The 25,277-nt window shown below is 62.1% G+C and carries 28 protein-coding genes; 12 read left to right on the forward strand and 16 right to left on the reverse strand.

The annotated features are described in order from the left end of the window. Positions 1-19: 19 nt before the first annotated feature. From flgH to NKJ01_RS01360, 12 genes are all read right to left on the reverse strand, one after another. Positions 20-730 carry a flagellar basal body L-ring protein FlgH gene (gene flgH, locus NKJ01_RS01305; protein WP_352725381.1) on the reverse strand — a complete coding sequence of 237 codons (711 nt, stop codon included), beginning with the start codon at positions 728-730 and terminating at the stop codon, positions 20-22. Next, positions 727-1,314, reverse strand: coding sequence for a MotE family protein (locus NKJ01_RS01310; RefSeq protein WP_352725382.1), 588 nt, complete (start codon positions 1,312-1,314; stop codon positions 727-729). Before NKJ01_RS01310 ends, flgH begins: the two co-directional genes overlap by 4 nt. Positions 1,315-1,317: 3 nt before the next feature. Then, positions 1,318-2,559: a flagellar basal body P-ring protein FlgI gene (locus NKJ01_RS01315; RefSeq protein WP_352599730.1), complete on the reverse strand. Its 1,242-nt coding sequence runs from the start codon at positions 2,557-2,559 to the stop codon at positions 1,318-1,320. Then, entirely contained in the window at positions 2,556-3,095 is a 540-nt protein-coding gene (gene flgA, locus NKJ01_RS01320; RefSeq protein ID WP_352725384.1) for a flagellar basal body P-ring formation chaperone FlgA, read from the reverse strand. The genes NKJ01_RS01315 and flgA overlap by 4 nt, the downstream gene beginning before the upstream one ends. Positions 3,096-3,098: 3 nt before the next feature. Beyond that, positions 3,099-3,887: a flagellar basal-body rod protein FlgG gene (gene flgG / locus NKJ01_RS01325; RefSeq protein WP_013529795.1), complete on the reverse strand. Its 789-nt coding sequence runs from the start codon at positions 3,885-3,887 to the stop codon at positions 3,099-3,101. A gap of 11 nt (positions 3,888-3,898) precedes the next feature. Beyond that, entirely contained in the window at positions 3,899-4,225 is a 327-nt protein-coding gene (fliE, locus tag NKJ01_RS01330) for a flagellar hook-basal body complex protein FliE (protein WP_352599734.1), read from the reverse strand. Then, positions 4,225-4,641 carry a flagellar basal body rod protein FlgC gene (flgC, locus tag NKJ01_RS01335; RefSeq protein WP_023761683.1) on the reverse strand — a complete coding sequence of 139 codons (417 nt, stop codon included), beginning with the start codon at positions 4,639-4,641 and terminating at the stop codon, positions 4,225-4,227. Before flgC ends, fliE begins: the two co-directional genes overlap by 1 nt. Before the next feature lie 2 nt (positions 4,642-4,643). After that, positions 4,644-5,024: a flagellar basal body rod protein FlgB gene (gene flgB, locus NKJ01_RS01340; protein WP_023761682.1), complete on the reverse strand. Its 381-nt coding sequence runs from the start codon at positions 5,022-5,024 to the stop codon at positions 4,644-4,646. 84 nt (positions 5,025-5,108) lie between these two features. Beyond that, positions 5,109-5,954 (reverse strand): hypothetical protein, encoded by an 846-nt coding sequence (locus tag NKJ01_RS01345; protein WP_352725386.1) that lies wholly within the window; start codon positions 5,952-5,954, stop codon positions 5,109-5,111. Next, complete coding sequence (gene fliI, locus NKJ01_RS01350; RefSeq protein ID WP_352725388.1) at positions 5,935-7,338, reverse strand: flagellar protein export ATPase FliI; 1,404 nt, start codon at positions 7,336-7,338, stop codon at positions 5,935-5,937. Before fliI ends, NKJ01_RS01345 begins: the two co-directional genes overlap by 20 nt. A 3-nt stretch (positions 7,339-7,341) precedes the next feature. Then, entirely contained in the window at positions 7,342-8,064 is a 723-nt protein-coding gene (gene flgF / locus NKJ01_RS01355) for a flagellar basal-body rod protein FlgF (RefSeq protein ID WP_352599738.1), read from the reverse strand. A 7-nt stretch (positions 8,065-8,071) separates the two neighbouring features. Beyond that, complete coding sequence (locus NKJ01_RS01360; RefSeq protein ID WP_352725390.1) at positions 8,072-9,193, reverse strand: DUF1217 domain-containing protein; 1,122 nt, start codon at positions 9,191-9,193, stop codon at positions 8,072-8,074. Between the two features lie 147 nt (positions 9,194-9,340). Here NKJ01_RS01360 and motA point away from each other — a divergent pair, with 147 nt between their 5' ends. The 6 genes from motA to NKJ01_RS01390 are packed head-to-tail and all read left to right on the forward strand — an operon-like array spanning position 9,341 to position 14,217. Continuing rightward, positions 9,341-10,216, forward strand: coding sequence for a flagellar motor stator protein MotA (gene motA, locus NKJ01_RS01365; RefSeq protein ID WP_023761677.1), 876 nt, complete (start codon positions 9,341-9,343; stop codon positions 10,214-10,216). Positions 10,217-10,248: 32 nt separating this feature from the next. Beyond that, positions 10,249-11,196, forward strand: coding sequence for a FliM/FliN family flagellar motor switch protein (locus NKJ01_RS01370; RefSeq protein WP_352725392.1), 948 nt, complete (start codon positions 10,249-10,251; stop codon positions 11,194-11,196). A gap of 15 nt (positions 11,197-11,211) precedes the next feature. Next, on the forward strand, positions 11,212-11,598 hold the full coding sequence (fliN, locus tag NKJ01_RS01375) for a flagellar motor switch protein FliN (protein ID WP_023761675.1): 387 nt from the start codon (positions 11,212-11,214) through the stop codon (positions 11,596-11,598). A 43-nt stretch (positions 11,599-11,641) separates the two neighbouring features. Next, on the forward strand, positions 11,642-12,652 hold the full coding sequence (locus NKJ01_RS01380) for a flagellar motor switch protein FliG (protein ID WP_352725394.1): 1,011 nt from the start codon (positions 11,642-11,644) through the stop codon (positions 12,650-12,652). A 9-nt stretch (positions 12,653-12,661) separates the two neighbouring features. Continuing rightward, on the forward strand, positions 12,662-13,744 hold the full coding sequence (flhB, locus tag NKJ01_RS01385) for a flagellar biosynthesis protein FlhB (protein WP_352725396.1): 1,083 nt from the start codon (positions 12,662-12,664) through the stop codon (positions 13,742-13,744). Next, on the forward strand, positions 13,741-14,217 hold the full coding sequence (locus NKJ01_RS01390) for a BspJ family T4SS effector nucleomodulin (protein WP_352599746.1): 477 nt from the start codon (positions 13,741-13,743) through the stop codon (positions 14,215-14,217). Before flhB ends, NKJ01_RS01390 begins: the two co-directional genes overlap by 4 nt. 5 nt (positions 14,218-14,222) lie before the next feature. Here the strand turns inward: NKJ01_RS01390 and NKJ01_RS01395 are convergent, their stop codons facing one another. Next, positions 14,223-14,993, reverse strand: a complete 771-nt coding sequence (locus tag NKJ01_RS01395) for a helix-turn-helix transcriptional regulator (protein WP_352599748.1) — start codon at positions 14,991-14,993, stop codon at positions 14,223-14,225. Continuing rightward, complete coding sequence (locus NKJ01_RS01400; RefSeq protein ID WP_352599750.1) at positions 14,990-15,700, reverse strand: helix-turn-helix transcriptional regulator; 711 nt, start codon at positions 15,698-15,700, stop codon at positions 14,990-14,992. Before NKJ01_RS01400 ends, NKJ01_RS01395 begins: the two co-directional genes overlap by 4 nt. Positions 15,701-16,284: 584 nt before the next feature. On the opposite strand from NKJ01_RS01400, the gene NKJ01_RS01405 reads away from it, so the two are divergent. Continuing rightward, positions 16,285-17,478 carry a TMEM43 family protein gene (locus NKJ01_RS01405; RefSeq protein ID WP_352725399.1) on the forward strand — a complete coding sequence of 398 codons (1,194 nt, stop codon included), beginning with the start codon at positions 16,285-16,287 and terminating at the stop codon, positions 17,476-17,478. 95 nt (positions 17,479-17,573) lie between these two features. On the opposite strand, the gene NKJ01_RS01410 is transcribed toward NKJ01_RS01405, so the two are convergent. Then, positions 17,574-18,605, reverse strand: coding sequence for a histone deacetylase family protein (locus NKJ01_RS01410; RefSeq protein WP_352725401.1), 1,032 nt, complete (start codon positions 18,603-18,605; stop codon positions 17,574-17,576). A gap of 23 nt (positions 18,606-18,628) precedes the next feature. Next, a complete protein-coding gene (locus NKJ01_RS01415) occupies positions 18,629-19,282 on the reverse strand; it encodes a TetR/AcrR family transcriptional regulator (RefSeq protein WP_352725403.1) in 654 nt (217 codons plus the stop codon). Between the two features lie 258 nt (positions 19,283-19,540). Between NKJ01_RS01415 and NKJ01_RS01420 the strand changes: the two genes are divergently transcribed. The 5 genes from NKJ01_RS01420 (at position 19,541) to NKJ01_RS01440 (ending at position 25,259) form a co-directional block, all read left to right on the forward strand. Further along, positions 19,541-21,214 (forward strand): amidohydrolase, encoded by a 1,674-nt coding sequence (locus tag NKJ01_RS01420; RefSeq protein ID WP_352725405.1) that lies wholly within the window; start codon positions 19,541-19,543, stop codon positions 21,212-21,214. Positions 21,215-21,370: 156 nt separating this feature from the next. Continuing rightward, complete coding sequence (locus tag NKJ01_RS01425; protein WP_352725407.1) at positions 21,371-22,465, forward strand: ABC transporter ATP-binding protein; 1,095 nt, start codon at positions 21,371-21,373, stop codon at positions 22,463-22,465. Continuing rightward, on the forward strand, positions 22,465-23,397 hold the full coding sequence (locus NKJ01_RS01430) for an ABC transporter permease (protein ID WP_023761661.1): 933 nt from the start codon (positions 22,465-22,467) through the stop codon (positions 23,395-23,397). Before NKJ01_RS01425 ends, NKJ01_RS01430 begins: the two co-directional genes overlap by 1 nt. Then, positions 23,390-24,202, forward strand: a complete 813-nt coding sequence (locus tag NKJ01_RS01435; RefSeq protein WP_352725409.1) for an ABC transporter permease — start codon at positions 23,390-23,392, stop codon at positions 24,200-24,202. The genes NKJ01_RS01430 and NKJ01_RS01435 overlap by 8 nt, the downstream gene beginning before the upstream one ends. 28 nt (positions 24,203-24,230) lie before the next feature. Beyond that, on the forward strand, positions 24,231-25,259 hold the full coding sequence (locus NKJ01_RS01440; RefSeq protein WP_031260861.1) for an extracellular solute-binding protein: 1,029 nt from the start codon (positions 24,231-24,233) through the stop codon (positions 25,257-25,259). Positions 25,260-25,277 lie beyond the last annotated feature (18 nt).

Raw genomic sequence — 25,277 nt, forward strand, 5'->3', positions numbered from 1 at the left:
GGCTCGGTGTTCCCCAATCCTAGAACGGAAGAACCTGGTCGAGCACCTGCTGGCCGTAGGCAGGTTGCTGGATCTCGGTGATGCGGCCGCGTCCGCCATAGGAGATGCGCGCTTCGGCGATGCGTTCGTAGGGGATGGTGTTTTCGGCGCCGATATCGGCCGGCCGCACGATGCCGGCGATGGTGAGCACCCTGAGTTCGGCGTTGACGCGCACTTCCTGCGATCCCTTGATCATCAAATTGCCGTTCGGCAGGACATCGATGACGATGGCGGCGACATTGAGCTCCAGGGTTTCCGATCGCTTGATCTCGCCATCAGCGGTCGTGTCCGTGGTGGAGTTGAGAGCGCCAGCACCCTTGCCGGCGGTGCTGCCGATCTTGTCCCATTGCGCGCTGATATCGAAACCGAGCTTGCGGTTGGCAGTTCGACTCCTGTCGTTCTGGTTCTTGAAGTTGGCGCGGTCATTGATCCTGATCTTGACGGTCAGGATGTCGCCCTGGGACAGCGCCCGCGGATCGGTGAACAACCGGCTCTGGCGGTCATCCCACAGCGAGAATTTCCTGGGCGGCGCAGGCGGCGTTTCCGGATAGCGATAGAGGGAAGAGCTGCTGCCGTCGTCGATGCCGGAGCCGACCGGCGACAGAGCCGGTTCCCTGCCGACCTCTTTCAGGTTGGTTCCACAACCGGACAACATGAGGACCGCGCACAGGACGAGCATTTTGCGGATCATGACGGGTCTACCCTTCGGGCTGCGCTTGCCATGATGCCGGTGAGCGTCGCCGCCGCCTTCTGGTCCATTTCGTTGAGGATGACGCTCGCCTTGCGGGGGTCGAGCTTCATCAATATGGCCGCCGCCAGATCGGCGTTGACGATGGCCAGCCGTTCGGCGGCGGCGTCAGGCTTCATGCCGGCATAGATCTGGACGACGCCATCCTCGGCCCGGGCCAGGAAAACCTCGCGTCGCTTCAGCCAGGTCTCGTATTCGGCCTTTTTTTCCTCCAGCGCCTTCATGCGCTGGTCGATGCCGGCCTGGAGCTGTTTCAGTTCCTCCGCCTGCAAGACATAGCGGCGGTCACGGGCGGCGTCTGCGATGTTGGAGCAAAAACGCTCGATCTCGCTTTGGTCGGGTGACTTCTCTCGCGCCAATAGCTGCGGCGCCGCTGCGACCGGGGCTCCCGGCAGGACCTGGCGGACCGCCTCCTCACCGCGTGCGGTATCGCCGGCAAAGGGCAGAGCCGCGAGAACGGCGGTCACGAGCAGGATAGCGACGGGGCGATATCTTTCACGGCGTGGGAAGGAGCGTGTCATCGGCATAGCCTATTGCAGAACCAGGTCGGCCTGCAGGGCTCCGGCCGATTTAATGCCCTGCAGAATGGCAATGATGCCGTCCGGCTTGACACCGAGCCGGTTGAGGCCGGAAACGAGGGTCTGGAGATCGGGACCGTCAAGCACGGCAACGCGGGCGTCGGGCCGGCTGGCTTCGATGGCGGTGAACGGTTCGACGGCGGTCTCGCCCTTGGAGAAGGGCTCGGGCTGCACGATGCGCGGTGCTTCGGTGATCCGCACGGTGAGCGTGCCGTGACTGATGGCGACCCGCGAGATCTTGACGTCGTTGCCGATGACGATGGTGCCGGTGCGCTCGTCGATGACGACACGGGCCGGCGTGTCCGATTCCACAACAAGGTTCTCGATCTCGGCATAGAAGCGAGCCGCCGAAACACCCTTTGGCCTTCTGATCTGCACGGTGCGCGAATCGCGCTCGGCCGCTACGCGCGCGCCGAAACGCTGGCTGGTGTAGTCGTTGATGGCATCGGCGATACGGATGGCGGTCGAGAAGTCGGGATTGCGCAGTTGCAGCGTCAGTGTTGCCTGATCGTCGAACTCGGCCTGGACGGCACGCTCGACGATGGCACCGTTCGGCACGCGGCCGGAGGTCGGCACGCCTTGCGTCAGCTGCTCGGCCTGTCCCTTGGCGGTAAAGCCGGAAACGATCACCGAGCCCTGGCCGACGGCATAGATCTCGCCGTCCGCCGCCTTAAGCGGCGTCATGATCAGCGTTCCGCCGGCGAGCGAAGTCGCGTCGCCCATCGAGGAGACGTCGATGTCGATGCGGGCGCCCGACTGCACGTAGGGCGGCATGTTGGCGGTGACGATGACGGCGGCGACGTTCTTGGCGCGCGCGCTGCCGCCTTCGGTGGCGATGCCGAGATTTTCGAGCATGGCGCGGATCGACTGTTCGGTGAACGGCGAGTTGCGCAAGCTGTCGCCCGATCCGGCAAGGCCGATGACCAGGCCGTAGCCGACCAGTTGGTTGTCGCGCGAGCTCTGTAGCTGGGCGATGTCCTTGATGCGCGAGGCGACCTGGCCCGGCGGCAGCGAACTCGGTCCGGTCGAGACCCGAAACATGCGGCTGGTGGTGGCCGGATCATATTCTGGATCGTTATAGACGCCGCCATTCTTGGCGGCGAGATCGCGTTTGGCCTTCGGTGTCAGGCCGTCGGCCAGAGCCGGCTGCAGGCCAAGTACGGCTGCCAATATCAGGGTAAGTCCGCGCATCATGAAGCGCTGACCTGGATGGTTCCATCCGCCATCACCGTGCCGGACAGGATCTTGCCGCTATCGATGTTGCGGACCTTGACGAGGTCGCCCGCGGCGCCTGGCTGCAGCGTCACGGCGGTTGCCGAGATCGTCAGTCCGCCGGCGATGAAGAAGACCTGCACGGACGCACCCTGTTCGACCAGCCAGGCTTCGCGGATGGCGGTAGAAGGGATGTAGCGGCCGGGCAGCAGGGTGCGCTTGGCGACCTTGCCGTCGAGTTCCTCGGCCCTTGTGACGACTCCGTCCGGCTTGTGCTTGCCGGCGACGAGGGTCACCTGTTTCAAAGCCGTAAGTTCGATGGTCTGGCCGGGATAGATGACCCGGTTGGGTATCAGCACGACGTCACCGACAGGTTGATTGCTGGCGATCTGGGTGGCTGACTGGTCGGCCGACTGGTTTGTCGATTCCTGGGCAAAAGCCGGCATGCCTCCCGCTACCAGCGCAAGGACGAGCGCGGTGCGGCGGAATGCGGACAGGAGGCCGGGCGTCGACATCATGCGTTACCGGATGTTCTTGGAGACGACGGAGGCCATGTCGTCGGCGGCCTGGATAACCTTGGAGTTCATCTCATAGGCGCGCTGTGCCGAGATCAGCTCGGTGATTTCCTTGACCGGATCGACGTTCGAGGCTTCGAGATAGCCCTGCTGGATGGTGGCAAACCCTGGATCGCCCGGGACACCGACATTCGCCGGACCGGAGGCCGTGGTTTCCTGGAACAAATTGTCGCCGAGCGGCGCCAGGCCCGCCTCGTTGGCGAAGTTGGCGATCTGAAGCTGGCCGAGGTTCTGGAGGTCGGTCTGTCCGTCGATGCGCGCGAAGACCTGTCCCGTCTTGTTGACGATAACCTCGACGGCATCGACGGGGACGTTGATGGCCGGAATGACGGCAGCGCCGTCGACTGTCACCAACTGGCCTGTCGCGTTGGTGTTGAGGGCGCCGGCGCGGCTGTAGAGCGTGCCGCCGTCGGCGCCTTCGATCTGGAACCAGCCCCTGCCGGTCAGCGCCAGGTCGAAACTGTTGCCGGTGCTGGTCAGTTCGCCCTGGGTGTGAACGTTGCGCACGGCCGTCGTCTTGACGCCGAGGCCGATCGAGACGCCCTCCGGTACCAGCGAGGCATTGGAGCGGTTGGGCACACCCTGCGTGCGATCGACCTGGTAGAGGAGGTCGGAGAATTCGGCACGGGCGCGCTTGTAGCCGGTGGTGTTGATGTTGGCGATGTTGTTGGCGATGACTTCCAGATTTGTCTGCTGGGCATTCATGCCGGTGGCGGCGATGGCGAGTGCTTTCATGGCGGAATTCCTCAGATGCCCATTCGACTGACTTCGAGATAGGCGGAAACCACCTTGTCGCGGATGGCGACGGCGGTCTGAAGCGCCTGCTGCGCGCTCATCACGGCGTCGACCACCTGCCGGGTGTCGGCGTCGCCCTTGAGCGCCTGTATCGACACCTGTTCGGCGTTCTGCATCGTGTTGACCGTCTTGGAGGCGGCCTGGCTCAACGCTTCGGCGAAGGAGGTGCCGACATTGCCACCGGCCGAAGATGTCGCGCTGCCCTGGAGCAGGCTTGTCATCGCATCGTCGCCGCCGATCGGCGACTTGAACTGAAGGGCTGCGAGGCCGCTGATCATTACTGGTTCCTCATCAGGTCGATGGTCATCGAAATAAGGTCGCGCGCCTGCTTGACGACCTGAAGATTGGCTTCATAGGAGCGGTTGGCCTCGGTCATGTCAGCCATCTCGATCAGCACGTTGACGTTGGGCATCTTGACGTAGCCCTTCTCATTGGCGGCCTCATTGCCGGGCTGGAACTCGACCGGAAAGTCACTGGGATCACGATCGATCGAGTTCACTGCAACCGTCGAGCTGCCGGAGGTCCGGTCGAGCTCGGAGACGAAGCTGATGGTCTTGCGGCGATACGGATCGGAGCCGGGAGCAGTTCCCGTCGACTGGGCGTTGGCTAGGTTTTCGGAAACGACGCGCAGCCGCTCCGACTGGGCGCCGAGGCCGGATGCTGCGACTTTGAGGGCTGCGGTCAGCGCGTCCATGGTCAGCTCTTCACCGCCATCATCATCATGGAATGGAACGCCTTGACGATCGCCGTGTTGAGCTCGAAGGAGCGGCGCACCTCGCCGGCCTTCATCAACTGGTCTTCCAACACGACCGAGTTCTTGGACGGCATGATGACGCCGTCATCTTCCTGCGGCTTGATGGTGAAGCCGGCATTGGTCGCTGCGTTACCGAGATGACCGGCCTGCGTGGCCTGAAGCGACACCGCTGTGCGGTCGAGCACCTTTTCGAACGGCTCGACATCGTTTGCCGTGTAACCCGGCGTGTTGGCGTTGGCGATGTTTCCGGCGACGGCCGACTGGCGCACGGCCAGCCACTGGGCTTGCTTGGCGGCGAGGTCGAAAAGGGAAACGGGCTCCATGGGAATCTCCGGGCGGGTTCCCGAAGACTAGGCCGCCAGTCTTGCGCGGACCTTGCGGATAGCAGCAGGCTTCAGACGGGGCGCCTATCTGGAGAGTTGGATCACCTGGTTGGTGCTGGTGACCATCACCCATTTGCCGTTGCGCTGCTCGATGGATGACACCTGGCTGGTATCCGGCAGTATCGAGCCAGGCTGGACGATCCAGAGGCCGGCGTCGTCCTCGATCATGGCGCGGCCATTGGCGACATGGACCATGCGGAATTTCGCCGCGTCGGCCGGAAAGGGTTGATCGTCGGGTGCCGGCGAGGGATTGGCGTCATCCTGCACGGTTCCCGTGGCGAGCAGATCGAGGTTGGCGGCCGGAACGTCTTTGGCCGTCAGCGGCGCGCTGCGTTGGGCGACCACGCCGCCGCCCGCCCGTCCCGAATTGGTGCCGGTGCCGCCGAACTTGATCGCCTGTACGCCGAATTGGTCCTGATTGAAGAATATATACCACGGAAACAGGGCGCAAATCAGCCCGAGCGTGATGCCGAGCGCGGCAATGACGAAGTCGCTGCGCCGGTCGGATTTCTTTTTCAGCCTGGGAAACTGCGCCTTTGGCGGCTGCGGCCATTCGGTGCGCGGGAACAGCCCATCGATCAGCGATTCGCGGCTGGCTTGAGTCATCTCGGCGGCCGCGGCCTGGGGAACCCTGGGCAGGGCGGGCTCGGCGACCCTGGCCAGAACGGAATCGGCTTTGGCAACCCGTGGCAGGGCCGGCTTTACGGCTCTGGCCAGAACGGCCTCGGCTTTGGCAGCGATCGCACGGGCAACCTTTGCCTTGGCGGTTCTGGCTTCGTCAGCTCGGGCTTTCTCCGCCGCGTTGGCCTCGGCGATCATGTCGCGTAGGATGCGCTCGGTATATTCGCGTTCAGTCTCCGGCATCGGCATTCAGCTTGCTCTTGAGGTGGCGGGCGAGATCGGAGAACGGATCGGTTGACGGGCGGTCCTTCGGCGCTTGCGTCAGCGCTTCGTAGATCAGCGGCACCTGGCGCACGGCAATATCGAGTTCGGCATCGACGCCGCCCTGGTAAGCACCCAGCAGGCGGATGTCGCGCGTATCCTCGAACCGCGAGATCATCGACTTCAGTCGTGTCACCAGCGCGCGCTGTTCGGTGCTCCAGGCCTTGTCGGCCAGCCGCGATATGGACGACAGCGGATTGACCGGCGGGTAGCGGCCCTGTTCGGCGATCGTGCGGTCGAGCACGACGTGACCGTCGAGGATGCCGCGCACTGAATCAGCGACCGGATCGTTGTGGTCGTCGCCGTCGACCAGCACGGAGATGATGGCGGTGATCGATCCTTTGCCTTCCGTGCCTGGCCCGGCACGTTCGAGCAGCTTGGGCAGTTCGGTGAACACCGAAGCCGGGTAGCCGCGCGCGACCGGTGGCTCGCCGGTTCCCGTCGCCACCTCGCGCAGCGCGTGGGCGAAGCGGGTGATCGAGTCCAGCACCAGGAGCACGCGGTGGCCCTGATCGCGAAAATGTTCGGCAATGCGCATGGCAGTGTCCGGCGCGCGACGGCGCATCATGGCGCTCTCATCGCTGGTGGCGACGACGGCGACGGTCTTGGCCATGCTGTCGCCGATCGTGTCCTCGAGGAATTCGCGGACTTCGCGGCCGCGTTCGCCGATGAGCGCCACGACGACGGTGTCGAACGCGTTGGCGCCGGCAAGCATGGCGAGCAGCGTCGACTTGCCGACGCCGGAGCCGGCGAAGATGCCGAGGCGCTGGCCGAAGCAGAGCGGCGTGAAGATGTCGATGACCTTGACCCCGGTCATGAAGGCGGTGCCGACACGCTGCCGCGCCATTGCGCCGGGCGTCCTCTGGGCGCCGCTCGACGCGTCGTCACCCCTGACGAGCGGCGCGCCGCCATCGATTGCCCTGGTGAGCGCGTCGATGGTGCGGCCGCGCCACGAGGCATGCGGCGCCACCGCGAGCGGACCGCGGCGGAACACGGCATCGCCGATGCCGGCATCTGCACTGCGTTCGAAGGGCGCCACGACGACTTCGTCGCGGCTGATCTTGACGATTTCGCCATGGCGCGTGCCGCCATGGCCGCGCTGCTCGACGATGTCGCCGAGCCTGGCGAAATCGGATAGGCCGTGCACCTTGTAGTGCGTGGGCGTGACTTCGGTGACGCGGCCTCCGCGCTTGAGTAGCGTCTCGGCGTCGGCGAAACGCTGCCATACCCGTTCCAGCGCGGCAAGCCTGTCTTTCGGGGCTGGATGGAGCTGTCTTTCGGATGCGCGTAGGGATAGCTGGTCAAGTGACATGGGCTATTTCGAGCCGAGCGTCTTGATCGCCTCGTCAGTGGAGGAGTCGGTCTGCCGCATAAGGGCAGCGGTGTTCTCGAAGGCACGTTGGACCATGATCAGCCGGGTGATCTCCAGCACCGGATTGACGTTGGATTCTTCGAGAAACCCCTGGGCGATGCCTATATCGGAGCGATCGGTAACAGGCTCCGGCGTGCGCGCAGGAACGATGCCGGAATTGCCGTAGCGGACAAAATTCTCGCCCGGATCGAAATTGTAGAGACCGATCGAGCCGACAAGCTGACCGTTCTGGCGCAGCGAACCGTCGGCCCCGGCCTTGGGCGGACCGTTGCGCGGATCGAGCTGGATCGGCGAGCCGCCGGCATCGAGCACGGCGTGGCCTTCCATCGACATGAGTTCACCGTTCTCGTTCATCGAAAAGCGCCCGTCGCGGGTCATGACGGTGCCGACAGGTGTATCGATGGCGAACCAGGCGTCGCCCTGGACGGCGAAATCGAAGGGATTCCCGGTCTCGCTCAAGGCTCCGTGGGCGCCGGAAAGGTACGTCTTGCCGGAGGATGCGAAGGACACCGATTTCGACCCGGTGCCGGAGACGACGTCCTCGAACTTCACGCCGGTGGCGCGAAAACCGATCGTCGAGGCGTTGGCGACATTGTCGGCGATCGTATCGAGGCGGCGCTCGAGCGCGATCTGCGAGGAAAGGGCGACGTATAGACTGTCCCGCATGATGCTCTCAGAACCTCAGCTTCTGCATGGCCATCATCAGGTCGGTTGAGATGCCGACCGTGATCGGCTGCGCAAAAAGCACGCCGACCGAGGTGACGGCCGATGACGTCGGGTTGTTGATCTCGTACATGCTGGTGAAGCGTGTCAGAAACTTACCGAGCTTCTCGGGGTCGGAGAAATCCGAGATGTCGAGTTTCTGCTCGAACAGCTGCGCCTGCTTGTCGACATCGGCGGTGGCGAAGGAATCGGGCAGCCCGAGCACGGTGCGCACGACGCTGGCAAGCGCGGTGTCGGCCAGCACGTCGAACCAGCTGGTGATATCAGGCGCCTTGCGGTCGAAATAAAGCGCCAGCCGCACGCCCTGGTTGGTGTTGCCGGCATCCTCTTCGAGGGTCTGGCGCATGTATTTGTCGACGGTCGGCTGCTGTGCCGGATTGATTGTGGTGGTGTTCGCACCATAGGCTTCGAAGTTGAAGGCGGAGGCAAGTGCGGCGTAGGTCTTGTCCGTCATCTTGTTGGCGACGCTGTCCGGATCGCGGACGCCACCTTGCAGGACCCGCTTGATGAGGTCCTTGTCCTCCGTCGCCGAATCGAGACCGAAAGAAGCCAGGGCATATGTGTAGAGCCGGTCGTTCGACATCAGATCGTCGATCGACTTCACCTTGGTGATGTTGGCGAGATAGTATGTGGTCTCGCTCTTCACATAGGCCGAAGCCGGATCGAGGCCGGCGATTTCCGCCTGCGTGGCGTAGTTCTTGGTCACCATCTGCTGCGTCTTGTTGTAGATGGTCGCATTGGTGCCGTTGGCGGCGAAATTGAAGGCGCTGACGAATTCGGCATAGCGCTTATCGGTCAGCTTGTTGGCGAAACTGTCGGGATTGGAGACACCTTCCTTCAGGGCCTTGACCATGAAGGCCTTGGCGTAGTCCATGTCCTCGAGCCCGTAGGCCTTCATGGCATATTTGAACAAACGGTCATTCTTGACGAAATCGTCGATCGATTTCACCTTGGTGATGTTGGCGAGATAATATTTTGTGTCGCGATCAACCACCGGCTGCTGCTCGATCCTGTCGATCGACTTCGAGATGTCCTTGGTGATGAGCTGGTAGCTGGTAAAGGTATTCAGCAAAAACGTGCCTCCGGCCGAAGCTATGTCAGGACAATATCCCTACTTCCTTGCGCGAAACTGAATCGGATCCGGCGGCTTCGATTCAAGCCTCACACAAGGCACGAGGGCTATTCCTTGCTCCTGATGTGAAATGCGGAAGGACCTTTCGTGGGCATTCTGATTGGACTTGTGGTGACGCTCGGCTGCGTCCTTGGCGGCTTCATGGCCATGGGCGGCCATCTTCATGTGCTGGTACAGCCGTGGGAAGCCGTGGTCATCTGCGGAGCGGCGCTCGGCACCTTCCTCGTTGCCAACCCGATGAAGACGGTCAAGGACACCGGCAAGGCCATCCTCGAAGCGTTCAAGCAGGCTGTGCCGAAGGAGCGGGACTATCTCGAAACGCTGGGCGTGCTGCACTCACTGATGCGCGAGTTGCGCTCGAAGTCGCGCAGTGAGGTCGAAGCCCATATCGACAATGCCGAGGAGTCGGCGATCTTCCAGGCATTCCCGACCGTGCTCAAGAACCATGATCTGACGCATTTCATCTGCGACTACTGTCGCATCATCATAATCGGCAATGCTCGCTCGCATGAGATCGAGGCGCTGATGGACGAGGAAATCCAGACCATCAAATCCGACAAGATGAAGGCCTATCACGCGCTGATCGCGGTTGGCGATGGCTTGCCGGCGCTCGGCATCGTCGCTGCCGTCCTTGGCGTGGTCAAGGCGATGGGCGCGCTCGACCAGTCGCCGGAAATCCTAGGCGGCCTGATCGGCGCGGCCCTGGTCGGCACCTTCCTCGGCATCTTCCTGTCCTACGCGGTGGTCGGGCCTGTCGCCACCAAGATCAAGACTGTGCGCGAGAAGAAGAATCGCCTCTATATCATCGTCAAGCAGACGCTGCTGGCCTACATGAACGGCGCGCTGCCGCAGGTGGCAATCGAGTTCGGCCGCAAGACCATTTCGTCCTACGAACGACCGACGATCGACGCCGTCGAGCAGAGCACGATGAACACCGGCGCCGTCGAAAAGAAGGCCGCCTGAACGATGCGCGACAGATCGGTCCCAGCACCGTCATGACCAGTCCAGGCAGCCCATCGGAAGCGCGCTCGCTGATCATCGAGCGCCTCGTCGGTGACAGCGGCGAGGCCGCGCAGGTCATCGATGCGGGTCGCGCCATGGCCGAGCGCGCTGTGCCGCTGCTGCAGAAAAGCCTGACCGGCGAGCTTGGCGTTCCGGTCATTGTCGATCTCAAAGCGATCGAGATCAGTCGTGTTCCCGAGGCGCGTTCCCGCGCCGGTGAGAATTTCGCGATGACCGTCGTTGCCTCGCCGGCGTCTTCCGATGCCGTGACCCTCGTCATCGATGGCGCCGCGATCGCCATCATGGTCTCGACGCTGTTTGGCGGTGACCCGGACATGCCGGTGTCGCCGATCGAGCGTGACCTGTCGCCGATCGAGACCGACGTTTCGACGATGGTGTTTCAACAGGTCGCGCAGGCGCTGAACGGATCCGGTCGGCGCTCGCTTGAGCTACGGCTTCCGGCGCCGCGGGCGATGTCTGGCATGGAAGCCAAGCGACACGTGCTGCGCGACGGCGCCGCACTGCGCATCGTCCTCGGCGTCTCGACGCCGGCCGACAGCGGCAGCATCACCGTGACGATGCCGCAGCGTATCGTGCTGGCCGGTCGGGACGGCGTTGCCGCGGTCAGCGAGAAGGATCAAAACGCCAACTGGCGCGCGCGCTTTTCGGAAGAGGTGATGCGTTCAGCGGTAGCGCTCGAAGCCACCATGCCGCTGGCCCGGCTAACGCTCGGCGACCTCGCCAACTTCGACATCGGCCAGATCATCGAATTCGAGGAGACGGCGCAATCCCAGGCGCGTCTCAGTGCCCGCGGCCAGACGCTGTTCGTCTGCGAATTCGGCAAACTGGGACAGAATTATACCGTCCGAATCAAGCATCCCTACGATGCCGGGCAGGATTTTATCGACGGGCTGATGCCGGCTGCCGCCGGACGCGCCTGAGCACTGGAGACATTCATGGCCAAGACCAAGGTGGAAGCCGACCTCGACCAGCCGGACGAACAACTCGACCGTGCCATCGAAGAATTGCGCGGGGTCCTGCACGAAGAGGAACAACGCCCGGATGCGGCGTTCAGGGCGGCCTCCGGCGCCAATTCAAGCGTCATCATGAACATCCCCGTCGATGTTCAGATCATCCTCGGCAGCACCGAGATGCCGGTCTCCGACCTGATGGCGCTCCAGAAGGGCTCGACGGTGGCGCTTAATCGTCGTATCGGCGAACCCGTCGACGTTGTGGTCAACGGCCGCAAGATCGCGCGCGGCGAGATCACCGTGCTGGAAAGCGATCCGTCGCGCTTCGGCATCAGGCTGACCGAAATCATCGCTGGCACGAAGGGCGCCTAGACATGGGTCGCGGAGCTTGCCGGTGGCAACGAAGGCGAGTGGCATGACGACGCCGGCTACCTTGACCCGCGCGCAGAAGGCAGCCGCCATACTGGTGGCGATGGGCAAGCCGTCGGCCAGCCGCCTGTTGAAATTCTTCAAGCAGGAAGAACTGAAGGCGCTGATCGAGGGCGCCCGACTGCTGCGGACGATTCCGCAAAGCGATCTCGAGCGCATCGTCGCCGAGTTCGAGGCCGAGTTCACCGAAGGGGCGGGATTGCTCGATTCCGCCGACAGGATGGACACCATCCTCAATGAGTCGCTGTCGCCCGAAGAAATGAGCGCGATCATGGGCGACAAGAGATTCGAGGTCGTCCCGGAAGGCCCCCCGCCCATCTGGCCCGAGCTGGAAAAGCTCGAACCGGCGAGGCTTGGCGCGTTCCTGGCCGGTGAGCATCCGCAGACTGCGGCCATGGTGCTGTCGAAGCTGGCGCCGCAGGTGGCGGCGAGCGTGCTGCTGACGTTGACCAAGCCGATGCGTGGCGAAATCATCAAGCGCATGGTGACGATGGCCAATGTTCCTGACGCCGCCAGCAAGATCGTCGAGAACCGGCTGCGCACCAGCGTGCTGGCGGAAACCTCGACCAAAGACACTTCTGCCGGTCAGGCGCGTGTCGCCAGCGTTCTCAACGAACTGGACAAGCCGCTGCTCGAGGAGGTCATGCAGGATCTGGAGGCCGCCGGCACGCCCGACCTTGATGGTGTCCGGGCGCGCCTGTTCGCCTTCGACGACCTGCCGTTGCTCACCCAGAAGGCGCGGGTGCTGCTGTTCGACGGGCTTTCGACCGAACTGGTCACGCTGGCCTTGCGCGGCGCGCAGGCGGGACTTGCCGAATCCGTGCTGTCGGCGATCGGCGCGCGGTCGCGGCGCATGATCGAAGCCGAACTCGGACAAGGTTCGGAAGGGGTTCCCCTCGCCGATATCACAACAGCACGCAAGACGATCGTGACGACGACGATCCGGCTGTCGCGCGAAGGCGCCTTCGAACTTCCGTCGACCCAAGACGCCGCCTAAGACCGCGCCATGGCTGACGCGGTCGACAAGGATTCGAAAACCGAAGAGGCGACGGAAAAGAAGATCCGCGACACTGTCGAACAGGGCAAACTGCCCCATTCGCGGGAAACGGCGCTCCTTGCATCCTTCGTTGCCATACTGGTGTTCACCGTCTTCTACGCCAAGGACGCGGTCATCGATCTCGGCATGTTCCTGTCGATGTTCCTGGAGAAGCCGGAAGCCTGGCCGATGGACACCGAGACGGACGTCATCGCGCTCTACAAGACTGTCATTTTCGAGGTGGGCCGGGCCGTCATCAGCCTGTTCGTGCTGCTGACTGTCGCCGGTGTCGGCGCCTCGGTGTTCCAGAACATGCCGCAGTTCGTCGGCGAGCGGGTGCGGCCGCAACTCTCGCGCATCTCGATCCCCAAGGGGTGGAACAGGCTGTTCGGCATTCAGGGTTGGGTCGAGTTCCTGAAGTCACTCGGCAAGGTCGGCTTTGCCATCGTCGTGCTGAGCTTCGCTCTGTCGGAAGACCACCGCAAGCTGCTCGCCGGCATGATCACCAATCCGGTCGCTTTCGGACTCGTCATCCGAGGCATTGCCGTCGACATCCTGGTGGCGATCGTCTTCGTCATGGGGTTGATCGCGGCAGTCGACATCGTCTGGTCGCGCTTTCACTGGAAGCAGGATCTGCGCATGAGCAAGCAGGAGGTCAAGGACGAGTTCAAGCAGTCCGAGGGCGACCCGATCGTCAAGTCGCGGCTGCGCTCGCTGGCGCGCGACCGGGCGCGCAAACGGATGATGACGGCGGTGCCGCGCGCGACGCTGATCATCGCCAACCCGACGCACTTCTCGATCGCGTTAAAATACGTGCGCGACGAGGACTCGGCACCAATGGTGTTGGCCAAGGGGCAGGATCTGGTGGCGCTGAAAATCCGCGAGATCGCACGCGAAAACAACATCCCGATCTTCGAGGACGTGGCGCTCGCCCGCTCCATGTACAAGCAAGTTTCGGTCGATAGTGTTATCCCATCGCAATTCTACCAGGCCGTCGCCGAACTGGTGCGGATCGTCTACTCGAAAAAGGCTGAGCGCAGACAGATTTCATGAACCGTCAACCGCATGCAAAATCCCGCGAGATCATCGTCGCCAGTGCCATCGAGCAGGTGGTGGGGGAACTGAGGCTGATCGATGTCGCCGACTATATAGCGTTCATCCGGCTGGAACATTTCGCATGCCTGTCGGATCTCGTCGATTCAGCGGTGGAGCTGTTCTTCATGCCTGGCACACTGCGGCTCGGCCATGGCGGCGAGGCGCATGTCGACTGGACCGGCAGCCCGCGCATCGTGCTTGATCTGGAGTTGAGGCCGCCTGGGGTCACCGTCTATTTCCAGCTGACGCTGAGCGAGAACGGCGCGTCGGTGGTGGTCAACTACGTTTCGTTCGAGAAGCCGGGCGAAGACCCGGAGCACAACACGGCCTTGCTCGAGGCGGTCATCGAACAGGCGCGTATCCGCAAGGTCGAGCCGCGGGCCTTTCGCGGAACATCGACCGCTTCCGACAGAAGCGGGCCAATCCTATAGTTGCCTTATTCGATCAGGCCAAGCCGCAGCGCCTTGGCAACGGCCTGGTTGCGGTTGACGGCGTTGAGTTTCTGGGTCGACTGGGTCAGATACTGGTTGGCTGTGTGCACCGACAGTTTCAGCAGCCGCGCGATCTCCTCGCTGGTGTTGCCATTGGCGGTCAGCTTCAGGCATTCGAGTTCGCGCTTGGAGATAGAGCGCATGCGGCCCGCATCGCCGGGACGGATGCGCGCCACGGCGGCGAACAACGAGAAGCAGCGGGCGTGGATCTCGTAGAGCGCGTCCTGCGGCAAGGCTATCTCAGAGCCCATGAAAACGACGAGTCCGCACTGCCCACGATCGGCGTGGACGGGAAAGGCGATGCCACTGGTGCCGGGCGCCAGCGGGGCCATCTGCTCGGTCCAAGCGAGGTTGCCGAACATCGCCGCCATGGCGGCCGCGCCGTCATCCGTCCACCAGCGCGGTTCCGTCGAGATGCGGGTGTGGCGCACGATCTCCTCGCCATTGGCGCCTGAAATGAATTTCGTCGCCACCGAAATGCCGGGATAGTCGGAATCAAGGCAAGGGACGAGCCGTGCGCGTTCGGGCGAGGGGCTGACAAAGAACAGGCCGAAGGCGGAGGCGTTGATGTCGACTGATATCCAGCGGCAGCGCCGCACGGCATCGGGAATGGTGACGGCGTGATGAGTCTCGGAGCCGAGAGAAAAGGCGCCGAACGGATTGCGCTGTTCGTTGAAAAGGGCTTCGGCAGCTTCTTTGATATCGGCGTGTTTCAAATGATGCCGCTCCTGATCGCCGTGGCGATGGCCATCGCACGGTTGCTGGCCGCGAATTTCTGGATGGCGTGGGTGATGTAGCTGTTGACGGTGTTGGAGGAGACGCCAAGGATAACGGCGACCTCGTCGGTGGTCTTGCCTTCGGAGACCCAGAACAGGCATTCGCGCTCGCGATCCGACAGCGGATCCTGCATCGCGGCGGCGGCAATCAGCTGCGGGATGTGCGACAGCGCATAGCAGCATTTCAGCTGCGCCCGCATCAGCGCTGGCTGGTCGATGTTGCCGGCAGTCGCCGCGGAGAACAGGGCGAACAGACGCTGGCGGCCGACGTTGAGGCGCAGCGAATAGATCTCGGCATGGCCAAGCACGTCGAGAAGGCGCGCTTCCTCACCGGTGATCAACCCGTCAGCCTCGGGCGCCTGGGATGCCACCAGAGCGATCGGGCGGATACCCGGCCCCACCGTGAGCGCTCCTTGCGCAAGCCCGGCGATCAGCCGCTTGCCGGTCAGTTCGATGGCGTCGAAAATCCAGTTGGACGAGACAATGCGCGCGTCGTTGCGGTCCTGGTCGTGGACGATGGCGACCAGCATATAGCTGTCGGCACCGATCTCGGCGGTCAGTTGCATGAAAAAGCTGGTGAGATCGCCGCGCGACGTCAGGCGCGAGCCCAATGTGTCGGATTGAAGTGGCGCTGCGGGACTGCTCATTCTGTTGCTTTTGGCCGGAATCGTTTCTGCCGCCCGGTTGCTGGAAGCCAGCCGCCGAACCCGAATACGCATCACTTTGACGAAGACACACGCGTGGCGCAGGGCTGCGCCAACCAGTTTCGAATCCATTCAGGGAACGCGAAGCCGTCCGCGTCTGGTGCCGGAAAAGCTCCGGAACAAGAGACTTTGGGTGGTCGCCGCGCCCCCCGAGGACCGGCTGATTCGGGTCTAATCTACCCGCAGTTGAATCCGACATCAAACGCGATTTGACAAAATCGAATCCGGTGGACTTGCGTGCGACTCGGAGGCGGAGTCCCACCCCTTTCGCTGCCCTTACGCACCTGAAAAGTCGACACGAAAAGACCGAACCGTGTTGCAAAGCTGCCGTATCGAAGACCGATCGATTCCGATAGGTTCTCGGTGATCGGCAGGGATGGGCGTCCTTTGGATCGGACTGGGCGAGATGACTGGCGCTTCTCGGCCATAGGCATTGGGGCAGAGCATAGATTTACGCCAACTGATCGGTTCAATGCGCGGCCAACGGCCGAGTTCAAATTCTGGCATCAATGGTTTCGGGGGAAATAATGAGCGATTCATTTCAGGAAATTACGTCGGTCTCGTGGTTCGGGCGGATCAAGCGCGCGGTCGGTGGGGTCATCTTCGGCCTGCTTCTGGTCGTGTTGATGGTGATCGGGCTGTTCTGGAACGAGGGCCGCGCGGTACAGACGGCGCGCTCGCTGGCCGAAGGGGCGGGTGCCGTGATTTCGGCTAGCGCCGACAGCGTCGATGCGGCCAATGACGGAAAGCTGGTGCATGTCAGCGGGCCGGTGACGACGGACAGTGGTCTCGCCGATCCGGATTTCGGCATTGCGCCGCAAGGGCTGCGGCTGTCGCGCAGAGTCGAGATGTACCAGTGGAAGGAAGAATCCAAATCCGAGACGACCAAGAAGCTGGGTGGTGGCGAAGAGACGGTGACCACCTACAGCTATTCGAAGGGGTGGGACGACAGCCAGATCGACTCGTCGGATTTCAAGAAACCGGACGGCCACCAGAACCCCCCGATGGCGATCCACAGCCGCACCTTCCAAATTCCACAAGGCAAGCTCGTCGCCTTCGATCTCGACACGCCGGTGCTCGATCACATCGAGGGCGACAAGGACTATTCGCTGTCGTCCGACCAGTCTGCCGCGATCAAAGCCGCGTATACCGGCAGCCGGCCGCTCAGCATGGTCGACGGCGAGATCTATCTCGGCGCAGACACGACTACGCCGGCGCTGGGTGACTACCGCATCAGCTACGACCTGGCGCCGCTCGGCGTGGTCAGCATCGTCGCACGGCAGGCCGGCAGCCGGTTCGAGCCCTACCAGACCGAGGCGGGCGATGCGTTGCTGATGGTCGATACCGGCACTGTCCCCGCCGACAAGATGTTCGCCGAGGCGGTCAGTGCAAACACCCTCATCACCTGGCTGCTGCGCGCCGCCGGCCTTTTGCTGCTGACCATCGGCTTTGCCCTGTTCCTCAGCCCGATCGGCGTGATCCTCGACGTCATCCCGTTCCTCGGCAGCATAGCGCGGATGGGAACAGGCATCATCGCCTTCTTCCTGGCGATCCTGGTCGGCACGACGACAATTGCTATTGCCTGGTTCTGGTATCGGCCGGTCCTGGCGGCGGGTATCCTGGTGGCCGGCGTCATCGCGGCGGCGGGGGTCTACTACCTCGGGCGCTCGCGCAAACCGGCCGAGCCAGTTGTGGCGCCTAGCATCGGCGCCGCGACCTGAGCGAAATCCGGGCGGCATCGCCGCCCGGTCCTGGCGGTCTTCTACCTATGCCTGTCGTTGTCCCAGAACCGCTACACACTTTTGGGCGACAGGCATTACCGATCCTCGAAGCCGGTCAGCACGCCGACGGCGTTGATACCGATCTCTTCGACGGCATAGCCGCCTTCCATGACGAAAAGCGTCGGCAGGCCGAGCCTGGCGACGCGGCGGCCGATCTTGGGATAGTCTGTCGTCGTCAGCCTGAACTGGCTGATCGGGTCCTTCTCGAACGTGTCGACACCCAGCGAGACGATGACGACATCCGGGGCGTAAGCGGCAAGCTTGGCGCAGGCGTGCTCGAGCGAGGCGTTCCAGGCGTCCCAGTCGGTGCCGAAGGGCATCGGGTAATTGACGTTGAAGCCTTCGCCTTCGCCGGCGCCAATTTCGTCGGCATGGCCGAGGAAGAACGGGTACTCGACCATCGGATCGCCGTGCAGGTTGAGGACCTGCACGTCGGCGCGGTCGTAGAAGATTTCCTGCGTGCCGTTGCCGTGGTGGTAGTCGACGTCGAGGATGGAGACACGGGCAGCGCCCTGGTCGCGGAACCATTGGGCGGCGACAGCGGCGTTGTTGATGTAGCAATAGCCGCCCATGAATCCGGCACCGGCATGATGGCCGGGCGGACGGCAGAGCGCGAAGGCGGAAGCGTCGCCATCCTTGACCAGGCCGGCAGCGGTCAGCGCCACGTCATAGGACGACTTGATCGCGGCCCATGTGCCTTCGACGAAGGTGGCGCCGCCATCGAAGGAATAGTAGCCAAGCAGGGCGTCGATGCGCTTCGGCGGCACGTCGCCGCGCAAGCCGCGCGTCGGCCAGGTGAAGGGCATCGCCGTGCCCTTCAGACCGGCTTCCACCCATTGCGGCCAAACCGTCGGCAGGAAGTCGACATAGTCTGATTTGTGGATGCGCTTGGCGGCGGCAAGATCATGCTCGAGCGGCAGGACGATCGGTCCCAGTCTCACGCTTTCGACCCGCGCCTTGATGAATTCGGCCCGCGAGGGCTTCTCGAAACCCGGCACGATCGCACTCGTAACCAGTTCCATCTGGCCGGCATGGCCAGCGTGTAGCGGCGAATAGACAGTCTTCATCAAATTCCTCTCGAAATGCGAAATCATTCAAGGTTGAGATAGGGGGTCACCAGAGCGAGCCACATGGTTTCAACATCGTCCTCGATGAGGTCGTATGTCCTGCGGTCCTTTTTCAGCCCTACAAGCCGGCAGGCATGGCCGACCTCCATCATCAGCACGCCAAGCCGGCTGGCGACCTTGTTTTCAAGAGCCGGATTCACATGCTGCAGCCATGCGGCATAGAGCGCGATGATCTGCTCGTCATATTCGTTTTGGATCGGCCGGAGATCGGCATTGCCTGAAATAGCCTCGATCACCGGCATCAAGGTGGCATTATCGAGATAGAGCCTGGACGTGTCTTTGAAGAGCTTGCGCACTTCACGCCGGAACTCTTCGCGGTTGGTGGGCGGGGCGACCTTGATGCGCCTCGCGATCACCTCGGGAAAGGATGACAGCCAGCGCCGGGCGAGATCCAGAAGAATGGCTTCCTTGTTGGGAAAGTACTGGTAGACCGAACCGACCGACAGGCCCGCGCGCTGCGCAATGGCGAGCGTCGTCGGCGTCCTGGTTCCTTGCTCCCGCGTCAAGACCAGCGCCGCGTCGAGGATCCTGTCGACCACCTTGCTCGACCGTTGTTGCCGCGGCTGCTTGCGCGGCTCGAGCGCTATCCTGGTTTTGCGGTCGAGACTGCGCTTCATGGCCTGCTGTCCTCGTTCCCCGCCTGGTCTCAACACAGGCGGAGCGTGCTGTCCACAATACATTCGATATTCCGCATGTTGACAAACGCGAATGATCAGTCGCATTCTTTATCCACGCTGTCTCTTGGCATAACAAGGGAAATTTCGAAGACGGCGAGTTGACATCACTTCTGTCCGATAGCGCCGCTCCAGTGGAGTGGCAGGTTGTGGACACCGGGGCTGTCGGTCTCAGTCGGTCGTCAAAAACGCGGAGTCGCGATGTCAGTCACGGGTGCGGGTCGAAACGCGGATCTGATCGTCATCAACGGTCGCGTGCTGACCATGGACGATGACAATCCCGCCGCCGAGGCAGTTGCCGTCAAGGACGGCGCCATCGTCGCCATCGGCAGCCGCGCCTCCATCGAACAGCTCAAGGGACCGGCCACCAAAGTCATCGACGCCAAGGGCGGCTCAGTCTTGCCGGGTTTCATCGAGGCCCATATGCATCTGTTCGGCGGCGCTGCCGAACTCGATAATCTGCATCTGGCTGGCGTGCACGGCTTCGACGCCTTGCGTGATGCGATCCAGACCTTTGCGGCGGCACGGCCCAACGCCAGGCTTCTGATCGGCGCCGGCGTCGACTATGCGATCCTTTCCGAGCCGGTTACGCGGCATCATCTCGACCGCATCATCCCCGACCGCCCCTTTGCCATGTCGGCTTCCGACCACCATACGATGTGGGCGAACACCATGGCGCTGGAGCAGGCAGGGCTTCTGCACGGCCGCCAATTGGGACCGGGTAACGAAATCGTCATGGGCGCCGACGGGCTCGCCGCAGGCGAATTGCGCGAAGGCGAGGCATTCGGCCCGATCCTGGAATTCTTCGGCCAGAACCGCACGCGGCTTGGCCTGACCGGCGGCGAGCCAGAGCCTTACCCCTTAGCCGAGGAGCTGGCTGCCGACCGCGATCTGATGCATCGCGGCCTCGAATGGTGCGCCAGGCACGGCATCACGTCGATCCAGAACATGGACGGCAACCTCTACCAGCTTGAGCTGCTTGCCGGCTTGGAAAAGGAAGGGCGATTGCTATGCCGCACGAAAATTCCTTTCCACTTCAAGAACTTCATGGACCTAGACATGCTTGAAAAGGCATCGACGATGGCCTCGACCTACAAGTCGGAATGGCTGTCGTCGGGCATGGTCAAGGTTTTTTACGACGGTGTGCTCGATTCATGGACGGCGGTGATGGTCGAGCCATATGCGGATCGTCCGGACTGGGTCGGCGAGCCGCTGTTTACGCCAGAACATTTCGCGCAAGTCGCGGTGGAGGCCGATCGGCGCGGACTGCAGATCGCGGTGCATTCCATCGGTGACGGCGCGGTACGCGCGGTTCTCGACGGCTATGAGGCGGCGCAAAAGGCCAATGGCAAGCGCGACAGCCGGCATCGGGTCGAGCACATTGAGGTCATTACCGAAGCCGACGTGCCGCGCTTCGCCGAATTGGGCGTCATTGCATCCATGCAGCCGCCACATCCGCCCGGCGCGCTGAACTTCCCGCTGGAACCGACACTCTCGCGCATCGGCCGCGAGAGGTGGCCGCTGAGCTATGCCTGGCGCACGCTCAAGGATGCTGGCGCTCGCGTTGTGTTCGCTTCCGACTGGCCGGTGTCGCCGATCGATCCGATCCTGGGCATACAAGCGGCGGTGATGCGCAAACCTTGGGCAGAAGGCCTGCCGGACCAGAGTTTCTCGCTGCGTGAAGCGGTTGCCGGCTATACGGTCGAGGGCGCCTATGCCGAATTCGCCGAGCACCGCAAAGGCACGCTGAAACCCGGTTACATGGCCGATTTGGTGGTTTTGTCGGCGGATATCGAGAAGACGGCTCCGGCCGATCTGGACAAGGTGCGACCGGTGACGACGATCTGCGGCGGAAAGGTAACCTATCAGGCCTGACAATGGCATGAGGCTTGCTGGTGCATGGCTTGCTAGCCGAGATAATGAACTGAACTGTGATTCAATGCCGGACTTGCCAACCTACCGGCCATGTGGTCACATCGAACAGGGGAAGAGCTCCGCCAGCAAGAGCGGGGTCAACAGTGAGGCGTAATCGTGCCGGACAAACCGGGTCGGAATGCGATTGAAGTAGTAAACGTCAGCAAAATTTTCGGATCAGGTGAGGGGCAGGTCGCTGCCCTCGACACGGTCTCGGTATCCATCCGCGAGAACGAGTTCTTCACGCTGCTTGGCCCATCCGGCTGCGGCAAGACGACGTTGCTCAGGCTGATCGCCGGCTTCGACTTTCCAACGGCCGGTGAAATCCTGCTCTATGGCCAGGACATCGCGCCGTTGCCGCCCTTCAAGCGGCCGGTCAATACCGTTTTCCAGTCCTATGCGCTGTTCCCGCACATGACGGTGGCCGACAATATCGGCTTTGGCCTGGAGATGCTGGGCAAGCCGAAGGCCCAGATCAAGGTGCGCGTGGCCGAGATGCTGAAGCTGGTCAAGATGGAAGCACTCGCCGGTCGTCGCACCAGCCAGATCTCCGGCGGCCAACAGCAGCGCGTGGCGCTGGCCCGGGCGCTCGCGCCCCAACCCAAGGTATTGTTGCTCGACGAGCCCTTGTCGGCGCTCGACTACAAGCTCCGCAAGGAGATGCAGATCGAATTGAAGCGGCTGCAGCACGAGACCGGCATCACTTTCATCTTCGTCACCCACGACCAGGAGGAAGCCCTAACGATGTCGGACCGCATCGCGGTGATGTCATCGGGTAAGATCCTGCAGGTCGGCTCGCCCTGGGATATTTACGACAAGCCGGCGGAACGCTTCGTCGCCGATTTCATCGGCGAAACCAACTTCCTGACTGCCGCAATTGCCGGCGTCAGCGATGGAAAGGCTCAAGCGACACTCAAATCCGGCGCGACGATCAATGCCACGGTCGCGGAAGGCTTCCAGCCGAAAGACAAAGCCACCATAGTGGTGCGGCCTGAGCACGCCAAGCTGACCGCCGCCAAGGGTGACCTTTCCGGGACGGTGGAAAACATCGTCTATTTCGGCACTGATACACACATTCAGGTCCGTCTCGATAGTGGCGAGGCCTTCACCGTTCGCCAGCAGAACACCCGCAGTGCAGGCTGCGGTTTCGAGCAGGGTGACAAGGTCGGCATTGCCATCGGCAACGACGCCGCACAGGTGTTGAGGGACTGATGGTAGCCACCACACTCTCAAAAGCCGCTTTGTTCGAGACAGGGGCTGCCAAGGCCACCGCGCGGCGCAACCGACTGCTCTCCGTTCCGGCGCTGGTCATCATCGGCATTTTCGGAGTGCTGCCGCTAATCATCATCTGCGTCTATTCGTTCCTCGTCGCGGCACCCTATGGCGGCGTACAATGGCAATTCTCGACCGACGCCTATCTGAACTTCTTGTTCCAGCGCGATATTTTCGACGACACGCTGCAGTTCACGCCGGACTTCCTGATCATCTATTTGCGCTCCTTTCTGTTTGCGGTGGTGACGACGGTCATCTGCCTGCTGCTCGGCTTTCCCACCGCTTACTTCATGGCGACGCGGGCGCCAGCGCAGCGCAATTGGTGGGTGCTTTTGATCACCATCCCGTTCTGGTCGAACCTTTTGGTCCGCACGTTGGCGATCATGTTCATCATCCGCGACGAAGGCCTGATCAACAATGCGCTGATGGCATTGGGTGTGATCGATAAACCGATCACGATGCTCTACACCAATTTCGCCATCCAACTCGGATTGCTCTACGCCTTTCTGCCGTTCATGGTGCTGCCGCTCTATTCGAGCCTGGAGAAGCTGGACTTCCGGCTGATAGAGGCCGCGTACGATCTCTACGCGACACGACGGCAAGTCCTATGGCGTGTGATCATCCCGCTGTCGCGGCCTGGCATCATTGCCGGTTGCCTGCTGGTCTTCATTCCCGCCCTTGGCGCCTATGTGACCCCGCTTATCCTCGGCGGTGGCATACATCTGATGATCGGCGATCTCATTGCCCAGCAATTCGGATCCGGGCGCAACTGGCCGTTGGGCTGTGCCCAGGCGTTGATCCTGATGGCTGCCGTGCTGGTGGCCCTTTTCTTCTACGTCCGCAACACGTCGGGGAGGATACAACATGGCTGATCCCCGCAATATCGACATCAAGGACCAGCCGGGCTTCCGCTCTATCGCCATCATCTGCCTATGCGTGCTCTACGTGCCTGTCCTGATCCTGATGATCTTCTCGCTGAATAGTGGTTCGCTGGTCACGCAGTGGGAAGGTCTTACGCTCAGCTGGTACGGCAGTGCGCTGCTCAACGAGGAATTCCACAGCGCTGCCAAGAACACGATGATCATTTCGGTGACCGCAACGATCATCTCGACGATCACAGCCACTCTGGCTGCGATCGGCATGACCCGGGTCAAGCCGTGGCGGGGCTTGTCTACAGCCTTTATGATCATCAACCTGCCGCTGATGGTCCCGGAAATCATCACGGCGGTGGCGACGCTGTCCTTCTTTGCCCTGATCGCCGGAATGTTCGGGCTGAACTTCGGCATCGGCAACCTCATCCTCGCCCACACTGTTTTCTGCATTCCTTTTGCCTACATGCCGATTCGGGCGCGGTTGGAGGATATGGACCTGACGCTCGAATACGCGGCCGCGGATCTCTATGCGACGCCTTGGAATGCATTCAAGCGTGTGACGCTGCCCTTACTTGTTCCCGGCATAATGTCGGGTGCCGCACTCGCCTTCATCGTGTCCTTCGACGATTTCACCATCACACAACTCGTCGCGGGGCCAGGGCAGACGACACTGCCGCTCTATATCTGGAACCAGATCAGGCGGCCGATGACGCCGGAGATCAACGCCATCTCCACCATTCTGCTGCTGGTCTCGATCCTCTTCGTCTCGATATCGTTCCTGATCGCGCGCCGACGCGCCAATTGAATTAATGGGAAGGCAAAGGAGAACAAAAATGTCTAGGAAGATGATGGCTGCCGTTTCGACGGCAGCGCTTTTGTGGGCACTGCCTGCGCTCGCCGATGGCGAATTGCATATCTACAATTGGGGTGACTACACCAATCCCAAGCTGATCGAAAAGTTCGAGAAACAGTACAATGTGAAGGTTACGCTGGATGACTACGATTCCAACGAAACCATGTTGTCGAAGGTGCGCGCCGGCAATTCCGGTTACGACATCGTGGTGCCCTCCGACTACACCGTGAAGATCATGGTGGACGAGGGCCTGCTCGAAAAGACCGAGCCCAACGCGATGCCGAACGGCAAGAATATCGATCCGCGTTTTGTCGACATCTATTGGGACAAGGGCCGCCACTACACCGCGCCGTGGCAGTTCGGCACCACGACTTTCGCGGTCAACATGGACAAGTTCAAGGGCGACATCGACACGCTCAGCATCCTCTTCGACCCGCCGGCAGAGCTCAAGGGCCAGATCAACGTGCTCGACGACGTCAACACCGTCATGCATGCGGCCGAGCGTTATGCCGGCGTGCCGCGCTGCGGTGCCGACAAGGCCAATCTGAAAAAGGTCAACGACATCCTGATGGCCGCCAAGCCGTCGTGGAAGACCTTCAGCTACGACACCATCACCAAGATCACCTCCGGCGACGTAATCGTGACGGAACAGTGGAACGGCGCGACCTACCGCTCGCGGCAGAAAATCCCCGCCATCAAGTATGCCTATCCGAAGGAAGGCATCGAAGGCTGGATGGACAATGTGGCGGTGCTTAAAGGCGCCAAGAACCTCGATAATGCCAAGCTGTTCCAGGATTTCGTCATGGCACCGGAAAACGCGGCGCTGATCTCGGAATTCGCTGGCTATGACAACGGCATTGCCGGCAGCCACAAGTTCCTGCAAGCGGATTTCGCCAATTCGCCGGAACTCAACCCCCCGGCAGGTGCGCCGGCAGCGGAATTCGTTCCGCCGTGCCCGCCTGAAGTGGTCGAGATCTACAACAAGATCTGGACCAACCTGCGCAAGTAAGGCTCGGATTCAAAATCC

Source organism: Mesorhizobium sp. M0276, from assembly GCF_040321755.1.
Lineage (GTDB): Bacteria > Pseudomonadota > Alphaproteobacteria > Rhizobiales > Rhizobiaceae > Mesorhizobium.

Coding starts and splice junctions, on each gene's coding strand:
- flgH (WP_352725381.1), bottom strand. CDS start 730: ATGATCCGCAAAATGCTCGTCCTGTGCGCGGTCCTCATGTTGTCCGGT.
- NKJ01_RS01310 (WP_352725382.1), bottom strand. CDS start 1,314: ATGCCGATGACACGCTCCTTCCCACGCCGTGAAAGATATCGCCCCGTC.
- NKJ01_RS01315 (WP_352599730.1), bottom strand. CDS start 2,559: ATGATGCGCGGACTTACCCTGATATTGGCAGCCGTACTTGGCCTGCAG.
- flgA (WP_352725384.1), bottom strand. CDS start 3,095: ATGATGTCGACGCCCGGCCTCCTGTCCGCATTCCGCCGCACCGCGCTC.
- flgG (WP_013529795.1), bottom strand. CDS start 3,887: ATGAAAGCACTCGCCATCGCCGCCACCGGCATGAATGCCCAGCAGACA.
- fliE (WP_352599734.1), bottom strand. CDS start 4,225: ATGATCAGCGGCCTCGCAGCCCTTCAGTTCAAGTCGCCGATCGGCGGC.
- flgC (WP_023761683.1), bottom strand. CDS start 4,641: ATGGACGCGCTGACCGCAGCCCTCAAAGTCGCAGCATCCGGCCTCGGC.
- flgB (WP_023761682.1), bottom strand. CDS start 5,024: ATGGAGCCCGTTTCCCTTTTCGACCTCGCCGCCAAGCAAGCCCAGTGG.
- NKJ01_RS01345 (WP_352725386.1), bottom strand. CDS start 5,954: ATGCCGATGCCGGAGACTGAACGCGAATATACCGAGCGCATCCTACGC.
- fliI (WP_352725388.1), bottom strand. CDS start 7,338: ATGTCACTTGACCAGCTATCCCTACGCGCATCCGAAAGACAGCTCCAT.
- flgF (WP_352599738.1), bottom strand. CDS start 8,064: ATGCGGGACAGTCTATACGTCGCCCTTTCCTCGCAGATCGCGCTCGAG.
- NKJ01_RS01370 (WP_352725392.1), top strand. CDS start 10,249: ATGACCAGTCCAGGCAGCCCATCGGAAGCGCGCTCGCTGATCATCGAG.
- fliN (WP_023761675.1), top strand. CDS start 11,212: ATGGCCAAGACCAAGGTGGAAGCCGACCTCGACCAGCCGGACGAACAA.
- NKJ01_RS01380 (WP_352725394.1), top strand. CDS start 11,642: ATGACGACGCCGGCTACCTTGACCCGCGCGCAGAAGGCAGCCGCCATA.
- flhB (WP_352725396.1), top strand. CDS start 12,662: ATGGCTGACGCGGTCGACAAGGATTCGAAAACCGAAGAGGCGACGGAA.
- NKJ01_RS01390 (WP_352599746.1), top strand. CDS start 13,741: ATGAACCGTCAACCGCATGCAAAATCCCGCGAGATCATCGTCGCCAGT.
- NKJ01_RS01400 (WP_352599750.1), bottom strand. CDS start 15,700: ATGAGCAGTCCCGCAGCGCCACTTCAATCCGACACATTGGGCTCGCGC.
- NKJ01_RS01405 (WP_352725399.1), top strand. CDS start 16,285: ATGAGCGATTCATTTCAGGAAATTACGTCGGTCTCGTGGTTCGGGCGG.
- NKJ01_RS01410 (WP_352725401.1), bottom strand. CDS start 18,605: ATGAAGACTGTCTATTCGCCGCTACACGCTGGCCATGCCGGCCAGATG.
- NKJ01_RS01415 (WP_352725403.1), bottom strand. CDS start 19,282: ATGAAGCGCAGTCTCGACCGCAAAACCAGGATAGCGCTCGAGCCGCGC.
- NKJ01_RS01420 (WP_352725405.1), top strand. CDS start 19,541: ATGTCAGTCACGGGTGCGGGTCGAAACGCGGATCTGATCGTCATCAAC.
- NKJ01_RS01430 (WP_023761661.1), top strand. CDS start 22,465: ATGGTAGCCACCACACTCTCAAAAGCCGCTTTGTTCGAGACAGGGGCT.
- NKJ01_RS01435 (WP_352725409.1), top strand. CDS start 23,390: ATGGCTGATCCCCGCAATATCGACATCAAGGACCAGCCGGGCTTCCGC.
- NKJ01_RS01440 (WP_031260861.1), top strand. CDS start 24,231: ATGTCTAGGAAGATGATGGCTGCCGTTTCGACGGCAGCGCTTTTGTGG.